The organism is Actinocrispum wychmicini, assembly GCF_004345645.1.
GTDB classification, from domain to species: Bacteria; Actinomycetota; Actinomycetes; order Mycobacteriales; family Pseudonocardiaceae; genus Kibdelosporangium; species Kibdelosporangium wychmicini.
The window spans coordinates 65,372-78,117 of the sequence record NZ_SLWS01000008.1 but is presented as its reverse complement, the minus strand read 5'-3'; the positions used below and the strand labels follow the sequence as shown (position 1 = coordinate 78,117).

11 protein-coding genes are annotated in these 12,746 nt (G+C 70.5%); 8 read left to right on the top strand and 3 right to left on the bottom strand.

Going from position 1 to position 12,746, the window contains the following annotated elements:
* Nucleotides 1–43: 43 nt before the first annotated feature.
* Both EV192_RS33355 and EV192_RS33350 read left to right on the top strand, forming a co-directional pair.
* The gene (locus tag EV192_RS33355) at nucleotides 44–355 is read left to right on the top strand and encodes a YrhB domain-containing protein (RefSeq protein WP_132122575.1); all 312 of its coding nucleotides are present in this window, start codon (nucleotides 44–46) and stop codon (nucleotides 353–355) included.
* 7 nt (nucleotides 356–362) lie between these two features.
* On the top strand, nucleotides 363–791 hold the full coding sequence (locus EV192_RS33350) for a hypothetical protein (protein ID WP_132122574.1): 429 nt from the start codon (nucleotides 363–365) through the stop codon (nucleotides 789–791).
* Here the strand turns inward: EV192_RS33350 and EV192_RS33345 are convergent.
* Together EV192_RS33345 and EV192_RS33340 are read right to left on the bottom strand one after the other, a co-directional pair.
* Nucleotides 778–2,025 carry a sensor histidine kinase gene (locus EV192_RS33345; protein WP_132122573.1) on the bottom strand — a complete coding sequence of 416 codons (1,248 nt, stop codon included), beginning with the start codon at nucleotides 2,023–2,025 and terminating at the stop codon, nucleotides 778–780. The genes EV192_RS33350 and EV192_RS33345 overlap by 14 nt on opposite strands.
* Complete coding sequence (locus EV192_RS33340) at nucleotides 2,022–2,687, bottom strand: response regulator transcription factor (RefSeq protein WP_207926348.1); 666 nt, start codon at nucleotides 2,685–2,687, stop codon at nucleotides 2,022–2,024. Before EV192_RS33340 ends, EV192_RS33345 begins: the two co-directional genes overlap by 4 nt.
* A gap of 34 nt (nucleotides 2,688–2,721) precedes the next feature.
* Here EV192_RS33340 and EV192_RS33335 point away from each other — a divergent pair, with 34 nt between their 5' ends.
* The 4 genes from EV192_RS33335 to EV192_RS33320 all read left to right on the top strand — a co-directional run bounded on the left by EV192_RS33335 (nucleotide 2,722) and on the right by EV192_RS33320 (nucleotide 8,132).
* Complete coding sequence (locus EV192_RS33335) at nucleotides 2,722–4,116, top strand: BTAD domain-containing putative transcriptional regulator (RefSeq protein ID WP_165960757.1); 1,395 nt, start codon at nucleotides 2,722–2,724, stop codon at nucleotides 4,114–4,116.
* Nucleotides 4,116–5,744: a right-handed parallel beta-helix repeat-containing protein gene (locus tag EV192_RS33330; RefSeq protein ID WP_132122571.1), complete on the top strand. Its 1,629-nt coding sequence runs from the start codon at nucleotides 4,116–4,118 to the stop codon at nucleotides 5,742–5,744. The genes EV192_RS33335 and EV192_RS33330 overlap by 1 nt, the downstream gene beginning before the upstream one ends.
* 24 nt (nucleotides 5,745–5,768) lie before the next feature.
* The gene (locus tag EV192_RS33325; protein ID WP_132122570.1) at nucleotides 5,769–6,428 is read left to right on the top strand and encodes a response regulator transcription factor; all 660 of its coding nucleotides are present in this window, start codon (nucleotides 5,769–5,771) and stop codon (nucleotides 6,426–6,428) included.
* Nucleotides 6,429–6,497: 69 nt separating this feature from the next.
* The gene (locus EV192_RS33320; protein WP_243727239.1) at nucleotides 6,498–8,132 is read left to right on the top strand and encodes a DUF2079 domain-containing protein; all 1,635 of its coding nucleotides are present in this window, start codon (nucleotides 6,498–6,500) and stop codon (nucleotides 8,130–8,132) included.
* Here EV192_RS33320 and EV192_RS33315 read toward each other — a convergent pair.
* On the bottom strand, nucleotides 8,126–9,454 hold the full coding sequence (locus EV192_RS33315; RefSeq protein ID WP_243727238.1) for a type VII secretion protein EccE: 1,329 nt from the start codon (nucleotides 9,452–9,454) through the stop codon (nucleotides 8,126–8,128). The genes EV192_RS33320 and EV192_RS33315 overlap by 7 nt on opposite strands.
* 200 nt (nucleotides 9,455–9,654) lie before the next feature.
* On the opposite strand from EV192_RS33315, the gene EV192_RS33310 reads away from it, so the two are divergent.
* Together EV192_RS33310 and EV192_RS33305 are read left to right on the top strand one after the other, a co-directional pair.
* Nucleotides 9,655–11,796: a fibronectin type III domain-containing protein gene (locus EV192_RS33310; protein ID WP_132122992.1), complete on the top strand. Its 2,142-nt coding sequence runs from the start codon at nucleotides 9,655–9,657 to the stop codon at nucleotides 11,794–11,796.
* The gene (locus tag EV192_RS33305) at nucleotides 11,793–12,746 is read left to right on the top strand and encodes an AAA family ATPase (protein ID WP_132122569.1); all 954 of its coding nucleotides are present in this window, start codon (nucleotides 11,793–11,795) and stop codon (nucleotides 12,744–12,746) included. Before EV192_RS33310 ends, EV192_RS33305 begins: the two co-directional genes overlap by 4 nt.

Here is a 12,746-nt window from a genome sequence, read left to right as displayed (position 1 = left end):
GTCGGCACACTGGACCAGGACCACGAAAGAGGGAGACAGGGCAATGGAGTTCGCCCCGGCCCGCGAGATCGCGTTGACGACGCTCGCCCGGATCGACTCGCCGGACGAGCCGCTGGCGCTGTTCCCCGACGACGAGATCGTCGACGTGGGGTGGGCGTGGGTGTTCGGCTACACCACCGCCCGCTGGCTGGCGACCGGCGACCCGGACGCGGTGCCGCCGCCCGGCGGCGGGCCGATCGTGGTGGTGAAGGACACCGCCGAGGCGTGGATGCTGCTCGGCTCCCGTTCGTACGACGGGCAGCTCAAGCAGTACGCCGAGCAGCACGGTCACGTCCACACCGTGCGCTACGGGTAACCGCCGCATGCGTCCATTGTGGATATACCTGGCCGCGGCCGCCGTGGTCGTCGCGCTCGCTGTCGTCCTGCTGGCGAAGCTGAGCGAGCCGGAGCTGATCCAGATCGGCGCGCCGAGCAACCGCGCGGTGACCATCGCGGGCACTTTGGACATCGATCCCGCCGCGCCCGCCGCGGGGAACACGGTCACTGTGCGCGCGACCATCAGCACCGACCGGCGAATCACGCTGCGCAGGCTGACCGTCAAGGTGCGCGACGAGGCGGGGACGTACCACGACTTCCCCGAGCGGACGAACATCCAGCTCGACACCACCCCACGGCAGGTCGAGTGGACGGGCCGGTTCGACCAGCCCGGCACCTACCGCTACTACCTGGCCTACCAGCTGGACGCCGACTGGGTCAGCCTGCCGCCGTTCGAGGAGATCACGGTCCGCTGACCGGCAGACGCAGCTCGAAGATGGCGCCGCCCTCGACGGCGTTGTACACCGACAGCGTGCCGCCGTGTGCCTCGGCCGCCCAGCGCACGACCGACAACCCCAACCCGGATGACCCGCCGGTGCTGGAGAACCGGTCGAAGGCCGCTTCCGCGAGTGTGGCGTCGATGCCCGGACCGTGATCGGCGACGGTGACCGTGCCCGCCCGGACCGTGATGTGCACGATGGCGGTCGCACCTGGCTGCCGCCCGTACCGCAGCGCGTTGTCCAGCAGGTTCCCGATGGCCCGCTGGATCAGGGTCGGGTCGACGTCCACTTTGGTCGGCGCGGCGGTGACGGTGACCTGTGCGCCGTCGGCCGGGGTGTTCTCGACCACGCCGCTCACCAGCTGGTCGAGCCACACCGGTTGGATGGCCAGTTGCTCGACCCCCGCGGCGAGCCGCGCGCGCACCAGCAGGCTGTCGATGATCCCGCCCATCCGAACAGCCAGGTCGACCGTACGCGGCAGCAGATCGGCCCGCGAGGTCGGATTCTGCAGTGCCGTCTCGGCAAGGGCGCGCAGCGCCGCGACCGGGGTACGCAGGTCGTGCGCGGTCTCGGCGAGCAGGACCTCTTGCTGCTGCAGCGCCGCGGCCGCGGGCCGGATCGCCCGTCCGGACAGCACATGGCCGGCCAGCCCGAGCCCGACGACCAGCACCACACAGCCACCGATGACGAACAGCACCAGCCGTTCGTGGTCGTCCTGCACAGGGCCCATGTCGGTAACCGCGACCACCGCGCCGATGGGCCGGCGATCCGGGTTGAGCAGGCGTTCCGCGCGTACCCGGACCAGGCCGCCGCGGCTGCTCTTCTGGTACCCGGTCACCAGACCGGTGCGCACCGCGTCGGCGGCCAGTCCACTGAGCACCGCGTTGTCCATGGGCACGCACTCTTTCTTGGACAAGTGTGCCTTGAACGAGGGCGCGCCGCCGGGCATGATCGCGAACTGTGGACAGCCGTTGTTCAGGTCGTCCGTGTTGACCAGGCTGAAATTGACGGTCGTGTTGTAGATGACCTGTCTGCTCATCACCGACGTCACCCGGTACAGGTCCGCGTCGGTCTGGATCTCGCCCTGCCGGGCGTCGTCCCTGATGATCCACCAGGCGAACGCCACCAGCCCCAGGATGTTCATGGTGGTGAACAACGCGGTCAGCGCCCACCGCAGCCTGCGCAACCGGTCGGCGGCGGAACCCGTCATGCGGAGCCCAGGCGGTAGCCGTGGCCACGGACCGTGTGGATCAGCTCGGGCTCACGCAGCTTCCGGCGCAACCGTTTGACCACCACATCGACCACGTTGGACATCGGGTCGGTCCCGGTGTCCCAACAGTGCTCGATCAGCTGGCCCCGCTCCACCGCGTTCTCGGCGTTGGCCAGCAGGTACTCCAGCACCGCGAACTCCTTGTCGGACAAGGTGAGCAGCACCCCGTCCCGGCGTACCTCGCGGCGCGCGCAGTCCATCTCCAGGTCGTCGTGGCGCAGCACCGCCGGCCGGCCGGTCCCGGAACGGCGACAGAGGTTGGCCACGCGCGCGGTCAACTCGGCCACTGAGAACGGCTTGACCAAGTAGTCGTCACCGCCGTGCTCGAACCCCGCCACACGGTCCGCGAGGGCGTCGCGCGCTGTGAGGAACAACACGGGCACGCTCCACCCCTGCCTCCGTCGCGCGTGGACGTACGAGATCGCGTCACCGTCCGGCAGCATCCTGTCGAACACCACGCAGTCGTAGTCGCCGGCCCGCAACGCCAGGTCCGCGGTCGCGATGTCGTGGGCGGCGTCCACCCGCAGGCCCTCGGCGCTCAGCTGCACGGTCACCGCCACCCGCAGATTCTCGTCGTCCTCGACGACCATCACCCGTGTCATCAAAACCTCATGTGTCCCGGCGGATGGTGGGCGCATGCACTTCCACGTCCTCGGTCCACTCGAGGCACGCACCGCCCGCGGCGTGCCGATCGAGCTGAGTGCACGGAAGCCAGCCACGCTTCTGGCCGTGTTGCTCCTGAACGCTAACGCGTCGGTGAGCATAGACCACCTGATCGCCGCGATCTGGCATGAACAGGACGCGCCCACCTCCGCGGTCCGCAACCTCCGCAGCTACGTGTGCCGGCTGCGCGCCGTCTTCGGTGACCGCCTGGAAAGCCACCCCGGCGGCTACCGGCTGCACGTTCTGCCCGGCGAACTGGACACCGACCAGGTCGAGACGCTGGCCGCGGCCGCCCGCCTGGCCATCGCCGACGGCGCCCACAGCACTGCGGCCGGCCAGCTCGCCGAGGCACTGGCGTTGTGGCGGGGCCGCCCGTTCCACGGCCTGACCTTCGACGCCGCACGGGCGGAAGCGACCAGGCTGGACGAACTGCGCCGCGAGCTGCGCGAACTGACGGCCGAGACATGGCTCGAACTGGGCCGGCACGCCGAAGCCGTAGCACTGCTCCGCGAGCTGGTCGATGAGGACCCGCTGCGGGAGGGAACTTGGGCCCGGCTGGTACGAGCCCTGCACCAGGCGGGCCGGCCGGCCGACGCTCTGGCCACCTACGACCGAGCCAGGCGCGTGATCATCCGCGAACTCGGCGTCCAGCCGGGCAAAGAACTTGTGGCAGCCGGACAAGGCAATGGAGGTCCAATCATGAACACCGCGCAGTCCGGCGGGCTCACCCTGGTCGCCGGAGGCGGCCCTGTGCTGGGGAACACCGGGATCGACGCGCTGCTCGCGTCGGCTGTCGAGGACGTTGTGGTGATGAGCGCCAGCGGGGGTGTCGGGTCGATCGGGGCGTTCCGCCGGATCGACCGCGTGAACCTGCGGCGCGGTGTCCGGTACCGCGTCCTGTTCCCCGATTCGGTGCGGCTGTCCGGCCAGCTCGGTGGCTTTGCCCGCGCCGGCGCGGAGGTGCGGACCGACATCGAGGTGCCGATGGAGGCCGTGGTGGTGGACGGGGTCATCGCGTTGCTGCCGATGGATCACGGCGCTGGTGTCGCGGTCTTCCGGCAGCCCAGTGTGGTGGCCGCGACCATGGCGTTGTTCGAACGGATCTGGCCGGCGGCGGTTCCGCTCATCCCGTCGGCTCCGGAGGGTGCCGTCTCGGACGCGTCGGTGCCGACCTGCCGTGAGCGGGACTTGCTTACTCTGCTGTGCGCGGGCTGCACCGATGAGTCGGCCGCGGCCCGGTTGGGCGTTTCGGTCCGTACGGTCCGGCGGATGGTCGCGGACCTGATGAACCGGCTCGGCGCGCGCAGCAGGTTCCAGGCCGGCGCCAAGGCGGCCGACCGGGGCTGGCTGATGGACAGGGCCAGCTGATGGCTGGCCGGATCCTCCTGGTCGGCCAGCGGCCCGGCGCGTATCCCACGATCGGTCACGCGCTGGCCGACAGTCCCGACGGCGCGGTGATCTCCATCGCCGAGGGCACGTACGCGGAGACCCTCGACCTGACCAACGCGCGTGTCACGTTGGCCGCCGCACAGGGCGCGCGGGTGATCATCGACGGCACCGGAGTGGGCCGGCCGGTGCTCCGCGCCCGCAATGGAAGCCTTACGTTGCAAGGGATCGACCTACGCGCCGACTGCGGCGCTATCGCCGTCGACGACGTCGAGCTCACCGTCCACCGCTGCACGATCACGGGCGGACGCGGGCCGGCGATCGTTGTCCGCGGCTCGACGCCGTTCGATGTGGTCGCGTGCACCCTCACCGAGGCCGAGCAGGGCATCGTCATCGAAGGCTGCCCCGGCCAGCTGACGGACACCACGATCTCGGACGTGACCGGCGACGGTGTCATCGTCGGACTGGGCGCCGACCCGACCATCCGCGACTGCACGGTAACCGGGTGCGGCCTGCGCGGGATCTACGTCTACCAATATGCCCGGCCGGTCATCGAAGGCTGTGAGATCTCGCACGCCGGCGCGGAGGGCATCGCGGTGGCCCACCAGAGCGCGCCGGTGATCCGCCGCTGCTCGGTCAGTGACGTGCGCGGGGTGGGCATCGGGTTCGCGGCTGGCTGCGGCGGCACCGTGGAGGCGTGCAAGGTGGCCAACACCGCGCAGCCGGGCATCGCGGTGGCGGACGGCGCCACGCCCACGGTGACCGCCGCCAAGCAGGACGGACCTGTGGACGAGCAGCTCGACGCGTTGCTCGCCGAGCTGGACGGCATGATCGGCCTGCCCGGGGTGAAGGCCGAGGTGCGGGCGCTGGTCGACGAGCTGCAGGTGAACGACTGGCGGCGGAAGGCCGGGCTGCCGGTCGGCCAGGCCAGCCACCACCTGATCTTCGCCGGCGCGCCGGGCACCGGGAAGACGACCGTGGCCCGGATCTACGGCAAGCTGCTCAACGCCATGGGCGTGCTGCCGTTCGGCCAGTTCCGTGAGGTGTCCCGGCGCGACCTGGTCGGCCAGTACATCGGCCACACCGCGGAGAAGACCACGGTGGTGTTCGAGGAGGCAAGAGGTGGGGTGCTGTTCATCGACGAGGCGTACACGTTGTCCCGGGCGGCCGGCTCCGGCGACTTCGGCCAGGAGGCGATCGACACCCTGGTCAAGCTGATGGAGGACCACCGCGACGAGGTGGCCGTGATCGTGGCCGGCTACACCGGCGAGATGGTCGACTTCCTGGCCGCCAACCCCGGCCTGGCGTCCCGGTTCGGCAAGACCGTCGAGTTCGAGAACTACAGCCCGGACGAGCTGCTCGGCATCGTCGGCCGAATGGTCACCGCGGGCGACTACCAGCTGGACCGGACCGCGGACCAGGTGCTGGTCGACTACTTCGAGCGGATCGCCGACGACCCGAACTTCGGCAACGCCCGCGACGCGCGCCGGCTGTTCGAGAGCATGCGCAAGGCGCAAGCGCAGCGCCTGCGGCACCTCGGCCGGATGCCTGACGTGGACGAACTGCGCGGTCTGCTCGTCGACGACGTGCTGGCAGCCGCAACGCACTAGAGGCGTGCCCGCTAGCGTGCAGGTGTGCGGGTGTTGGTCACAGAGGATGACGAGAACGTGCGGGTCGCCGTGGAGGTGGCCCTGCGAGGCGCCGGGTTCGCGGTGGACACCGCGGCCGATCTGCCCGGCGCCGACGAGGCACTGTACGTCAACTCGTACGACTGCGCGGTGTTCGACCGGATGCTCCCGTCCGGCGACGCGCTCCGGTACGTGCACCATCGGCGCCAGGGCGGCTTGCAGGTGCCGGTGCTGTTCCTGACCGCACGGGACAGCGAGGCCGACCGGCTCGACGGGCTGCGTTTCGGCGGCGACGACCTGCTGGTGAAACCGTTCGCCATGGCGGAACTGGTGGCCAGGGTGCGCGCCCTGTGCCGGCGCGGCCCGACCGGCCGGCCGGCGGTGCTGCGCTGCGCGGACGTCGAACTGGACAGCGCCCGGCAGCGCGTGGTCCGGGCCGGCGTGCTGCTCACGTTGACCCGCAAGGAACAACTCGTCCTCGAACGGCTGATGACCACGCCGGGACGGCCGGTGGCCCGGCAGGAACTGATCTCGCACGCGTGGGACGAGATGGCCGACCCGGCGTCGAACGTGCTCGACGTGGTCATCGCCCAACTGCGCCGAAAGCTGAGCGACCCGCCGCTCATCCACACCGTCCGTGGAATCGGCTACCTGATCGCGGGTTAGCCACTGTTGGGATCCAGCCGCCGCCGCTAGCCTTTCCTCCCCATCCGCGCTGAGCCCCGGCAGGCCGCTGTGACCCAGACCTCGACGATCACCCTGGACGCGGACGTTCCAGTTGGTCCGGAGCCGCCAAGCCGGCCGTGGTTCGGCGTTGCCGCGCTGTGGTTGTTCGCCGCGGTTCCGGGTGGGCTCGCGTTGCTGTCGGCGGTTCGTGCGCCGCGGATGCACGTGCTGCCCGACTACTGGCATGTCCTGGAGAAGGTCACCGACGACGGCGGTCACCTGCTGCTCGGGCAGGTGTTCACCAACCACCTGGACCAGCCGTTCGTCATCCCGTCCGTGCTGTTCTGGGTCGACGCGGCCTGGTTCGGCGGCGACAACCGGGTTTTGACCGTCGTCACTGTCCTGTTGGTCGTGGGGATCGTTCTCGCGCTGCGCTCGATGCTGCCCTTTTCACCCGTCACCAAGGCGGCGCTGACCGCTGGGGCCTCGTGGGTGTTGCTGTCGTCGCACGCCGCCGAGTTATGGCTGCAGGGAACCAACGGCATGAGCTGGGTGCCGGCGGTGTTCTTCAGTACGGTCGCGATCGCGTCCGCCCACCGCGGGCGTCGTTGGATCGCTTACACAGCGGCGTTGTTGGGGTGTCTGAGCTTTGGGGCGGCGCTGCCGGTCTGGTTCGTGCTCGGCCTGGTCGCCTGGCTTCGCGGGGACGGCCGGACGCGCGTTGTCGTACCGCTCGCCATCGGCGTTGTCGTCGTTTCCGCTTGGTGGGTCACCAAACCGGCCGGGCCCCAGTCGCTGGCGACGTCGGCGTTCGATCCCGACGGGCGACTGTCGGTGGTCGGGGCTGCCGTCGGTGGGCTGTGGTCGGCCGACAATCCCACGATCGCTGTCATCGCCGGCGCCGTAACCCTTGCCCTGCTCGCACTTCTCTTCGGCAGGACGAAAGCGCGGGCCGGTTGGGTCGGTCTGGCCGGCTACAGCGTCGCCTTGGCCGTCATGCTCGCCCTCGGACGTACGACAAGTCTGGTGCCCGGCGGCAATGTCGGTCTCGTCAGCCGATACGTCCTCGTCTCGGCGCTCGCGACCGTGGCGCTGTTGGCTTTGGCCGCATTGAACCGTCCACAATGGCCACATCGTTACGTGGTCACGTCCGTCGCCGCCGTCGCGCTCGCCACACACGCGATAGGTGGTGTGAAGGCCGACAACGTGAGACGCAGTTACGTGCCCCTCAACCTCGCCGCGGTGGCATTCCGCGTCGACGCACCCAAAACGCTCGACGCCCTGCGCATCCAACGCCGCGCCGCCCCAGCCGCCCAAGCGCTGCACGCCTATCCGTTCTCGGACTCGTTCACCCTCGGCTGCCACGGTCCCGAACTCGGCGATCACGTCGACCTCGCCGCCGCCCAGCCGCTGCCGACCACTGCGACCGGGCCGACGCACGGTGAAATCGACACCAGCACGGTGACCGGAGACGTGATCATCACTGGATCGGCCGTCATCGACGGAACCCCACCCGACTGCGTCCTCGTCGTCGACGCCACCAAGACCGTCACCGGCGCCGGCATCACCAGCCTGCCACGCACAGCCGACCAGCCACCGACCACACCGGACGGCGTGACCTGGCAAGCCGTCGCGAGTCCGAACACGACCGGCGCGACCGTGCTCGCGGTCAAGAACGGCACGCTCTACCGGCTGAGTCAGTGAGCGATGCCGATCGGCAGCGTGTGGGCCATTCCCCAGGCGTGCTCGCCGTCGAGCCGGGCCATGCTCACCCCCCACGCGCGGACCAGCCGGGACAGTTGGCCGCTCGCGCTCTCCAAAGCCGCGGGGCCGACGGACGCGATCCGCATCGAGGCCGTGACCACCGGCTCGACGTCAGCGGGCGACTGGCGCGCGGTGACGGACACAGTCACCGCGGCCTGTGGCGCGGCCGTCAACAGCCAGCGCAGCAGCTGGGCGGCGACCGGTGCGGTGAGCTCGCTCCAGCCGTCGAGCCGGAACGCCGCCTGCGTGATCGGTCCACTGTGCCACTGCCGCCACCGTTCGCGGACCTGTCCCCGGCCGGCGTTCACGTGCGCCAGCGCGGCGAGCATGCCCAGCGTCTCGTACTCGGCCAGGGGCCGGACCGGGAGGCCGTCCCGGCGCAGCCGGCGTCGCACCCGGCGGACGGCATTGCCGAGCACCTGCTGGACGTCAGCGTCCCGATGCACGTCGACAGTGCGCAACGCCTGCAGGGCAACCCAGATCCGCGGGTGGCGAGCCCGGTTGAGGCCGGCGTGGTGGATCACCTGGGCGACAAAAGCAAGCGCTTGTTCGTCCTGTGCTGGCAGGAGCTGCTGCGGAGCGGGCATCGCCTCGGCCGAGTCCAGCGTGGTGGACGTCGGCTGCAGGACGGCGGTGATCCCGGCGGCCCGGCTGACCATGTACACCGGGTCGCCGTTGACGGTCCCGTCGATGCCTGTCGTCTCCGGGGAGATCAGCCGGAGCAGCGCCGGTCCGCTCCCGTCCATTGCGGTCAGATCACGGACACGGTCCCGCAGCAGATACCGCACGCACAGCGCGACCCACTCGTACAGCCAACGTCCACGGACGCGCACCGCGGTCAGTGCCACGACGACAGCCGCCGCCACGCCGACCGCCGCGATCGTCGGCCACCGTTGATCCAGTACGAGGACGACGGCGACCAGCATCAGCTGCCAGCAGACGATCTGCAGGACGCGGATCGCGCCGAGCGGGCCGGCTGTTCGACGCTTCCCCGGCGCGGACGGCGGTGGTGACGGTGGTGACGGTGGTGGGGGCGGCGTTCCCGGTCCTGGGCCGACCCCGGTCGACGACACGAACGACGGCGGCTGGCTGGCAGATCGAGCAGTGGCCAGCGCGGTGAGAGCGGCTTCGCGTGCCGCGGCCGTCGATCCCAGGGCTGCCGGAGCGGCGAAGACGGTGGCGACCGGCTGGGTGGCCGGCACCGGTCGCGGTGGCGCGTACGCACTGCCTTGTTCGCCCTGTGGCACACCGAAACCGGTCACCTTGGCAGCCTCCTCCGGTCCTTGTCTGTGTCAGACTGCACGGCGAACGTGAGATTTCGATGACACCGGGCCCACGCTGGTCGGACCCACGGCGAGTTGCTAGCGTGCTGAATATGAACGCAGTTCGGATCCGGAGTTCGGATCACAGTGGCCGGATGTACCGGCGCTGTATCCGTGATCACTAGGGTCGCCGCGTGACCATGTCATCGACGAGCTCGAAGCGGTCGGGTCGCCGCCGGCTCAACGCCACGGCACGCACGCGCCTGGCGGTCGCGGTGCTGCTCGCCGGCAGCGCCGGGCTGGTCGGCGTGGCCGTTTCCGGCCAGGCCGCGACACCCCCAGGACTGGATTTCGTCCAGGTGGGGCACTGGGTCTACAACGACGGGCTGGAGTCGGCGTTCCACGTGGACGGATCGACCAACCAAGTGGACGCCCAGGTCCCGGTGCCCGGCGTCGAACGCGGCAGCCAGGTCGTGCAGGGCGACCACTCGGGCTATGTGGTCGAACGGTCCCGGATCACCGAGTTCAACAAGTCGACGCTGAGCGTGGAGAACGCCACCGCTCCCCCGGCCACCGAGCAGCCGGCCGTGCTGGAGGTCGCCGGCGGCCCGTACCTGGTGTACCGCAACGCCGGCCAGATCGTCCGGCTCGGCGACCCGCCCGCGACCGTCCCGGCGGGTGGCCCGCTGTCGACGCCCGTGGCGACGGGTGAGCGCAGCTCGGACGGGGCGACCGTGTGGCTGCACCGGATCGACAGCGGCGCGCTGTGCGAACTGCCGAAAGCGGCCACCCGGCTGGCCTGCCCCGCGCAGCTGCCCGAGGGCCACACCGGGTCGTTGACCGTGGTCGACGACCAGCCCGCGGTCGTGGACATCACGGCGAAAACCCTGCGCCGGATCAGCAAGGACGGGTTCGGCGAGCCCACCGCCATCGGCGTCGACCTGCCGGCCACGGCCCTGGTCGCGAGCGGCACTGTGGACGGCCGGCTGGCCGTGGTCGACCCGGAGCGCAACCGGCTGCACCTGATCGACACCGCCGGGCTGCAGAACCGTCCCACGGTCAAGCCCGTCGCGGTCGACCTGCCGAAGGACGGCAAGTTCGCCGGGCCGGTCGCCACCGCGCGGACCATCGCGCTGGTCGACCAGACGCGCAACGAGCTGCTGACCTACGACAGCAACGGGGTGCGTAAGAGCACCACGAAGGTGCCCGGCGAGGGCGGGGCGCCGCGGTTGGCCCGTGGCGAGGACCGCAAGATCTATGTGGACAGCCCGGACGGCTCGCACCTGCTGGTGGTCAACAGCGACAGCGGCACGGTGGCCGACGTGACAGTCGCCCCGGCGCCCGGTGGCGCCACCCAGGCCGCCGCGCCGCCGTCGAGCGGCAACAACACCCCGGCGCCGCCCCAGGAAGAGCCGAAGAAGTCAGAGCCACCGCGCCAGCCGGTGAAACCCAACCCGCCGCCGGTCGCCGCCGCGACCGTGCCAGGTGCGCCAGGCGGGGTCTCCGCGGCCGCCAAGGACGGCTCGGCCACCGTGAACTGGAAACCTGCCGCCGCGAACGGCGCCGCGGTCACCGCGTACCTGGTGTCCTGGCCTGGCGGGTCGACGACAGTCGGCGGGTCCGCCCGGAGCGCCACCGTGTCCGGACTGAAGAACGGCACGTCCTACGTGATCACCGTGGTGGCGCAGAACTCCGCCGGCCGAGGTCCGGGTGCGAGCAGCGGCGCGGTCATCCCGCAGCGCCCAGCGGCCGCACCAAGCGTCTCGGCGAACAGGGACGCCGGTGGCACGGTGTCGGTGAGCTGGAACCAGCCCGACCTGGGCGGCGGCACGCTGGTGCACTACCAGGTGAGCGCGCAGGGCCAGGCCGACCGCCAGCTGACGGCGACGTCCACCCAGTTCACCGGGATCGCTGGCGCGGTCACGGTCCGCGCGGTGACCAGGTTCGGCCCGTCCGGTTCGCCGAACGTCACCGGCGCGCCCGGCTCCGCCAACGTCCCCGCGCTGCCGCCCACCGTGAAGATCCTTAAGGTGGTGTCGTCCAACACCACGTTCAAGGTGACGGTCAAGGCCGACGACAAGGGCTCGCCGGCGACCTGCCAGGTCAGCGCCAACGGCGGAACCCCGTCCGCTCCGGTCCGCTGTTCCGGCAACACCGTCATCACCTTCCCGCACGGCGGGTGGGCCGGGGCGGTGCCGTTCCACGCCACCATCACCAGCGCGGGCGGGACCGATTCGGATGACATCCAGGTCGTGCCGGAGATCGGTGGGGTCGTCTGGCTGTTGCCGGTCACCGCGCTGGCGGCGTTGCGTCGCAAGAGAAGGAAAGGCAAGGTTTCGTGACACCCACACCTGGGGCCGCGTATCAGATGATCGCCGACAACATCCAGTCGGTGATGCGCGGAAAGCCGAACGTCGTCCGGCTGGCGGTGGCGGCCCTGTTCGCCGAGGGCCACCTGCTGGTGGAGGACGTGCCGGGAGTCGGGAAGACGACCTTGGCGCGGTGTGTCGCGGCCAGTGTCAGCGGCCGGTGGAACCGCATCCAGTTCACCCCGGACCTGCTGCCCGGCGACATCACCGGCGTGATGGTCTACCACCAGGGCGCGGAACGGTTCCAGTTCCACCCCGGCGGGATCTTCGCCAACGTGGTGCTCGCCGACGAGATCAACCGCGGCACCCCGAAGACCCAGTCGGCGCTGCTGGAGGTGATGGCCGAGCGCAAGGTGACGGTCGACTCGGTCAGCCACGACGTGCCACGGCCGTTCCTGGTGGTGGCGACCCAGAACCCGATCGAGCTGGAGGGCACGTACCGGCTGCCCGAGGCGCAGCTGGACCGGTTCCTGATGCGACTGGAGATCGGCTATCCCGACCATGACGACGAGGTGCGGGTGGTGCTGGGCGACTGCGCCGGGGTGAGCCCGGACGAGCTGCCTGCGGTGCTCGGTCTCGGTGACCTGCAGCAGGTGATCGCCGAGGTGCGCCGGTCCCATCTGGCGCCGGAGATCGTCTCGTACGCGGTCCGGCTGGTCGAGGCGAGCCGGACGCATCCGGCGGTCCGGTACGGCGCCAGCCCGCGTGGCAGCATCGCCCTGATCCGCGCGGCTCAGGCGTTCGCGGCCACGCACGGCCGCAACTACGTGATCCCGGACGACGTGAAGGACGTGGCCCACCCGGTGTTGCGGCACCGTCTCGTGCTCACGCCGGACGCGGAGCTGAACCAGCAGCAGGCCAGCCAGGTGGTGGACGAGCTTTTGATCCACACTGCCGCCCCGACGGCCGCGCCCAGGAGATAG

Bases quoted from the DNA above. Each gene is read 5' to 3' on its own strand.
- EV192_RS33355 (WP_132122575.1), top strand. From the start codon at position 44: ATGGAGTTCGCCCCGGCCCGCGAGATCGCGTTGACGACGCTCGCCCGG.
- EV192_RS33350 (WP_132122574.1), top strand. From the start codon at position 363: ATGCGTCCATTGTGGATATACCTGGCCGCGGCCGCCGTGGTCGTCGCG.
- EV192_RS33345 (WP_132122573.1), bottom strand. From the start codon at position 2,025: ATGACGGGTTCCGCCGCCGACCGGTTGCGCAGGCTGCGGTGGGCGCTG.
- EV192_RS33340 (WP_207926348.1), bottom strand. From the start codon at position 2,687: ATGACACGGGTGATGGTCGTCGAGGACGACGAGAATCTGCGGGTGGCG.
- EV192_RS33335 (WP_165960757.1), top strand. From the start codon at position 2,722: ATGCACTTCCACGTCCTCGGTCCACTCGAGGCACGCACCGCCCGCGGC.
- EV192_RS33330 (WP_132122571.1), top strand. From the start codon at position 4,116: ATGGCTGGCCGGATCCTCCTGGTCGGCCAGCGGCCCGGCGCGTATCCC.
- EV192_RS33310 (WP_132122992.1), top strand. From the start codon at position 9,655: ATGTCATCGACGAGCTCGAAGCGGTCGGGTCGCCGCCGGCTCAACGCC.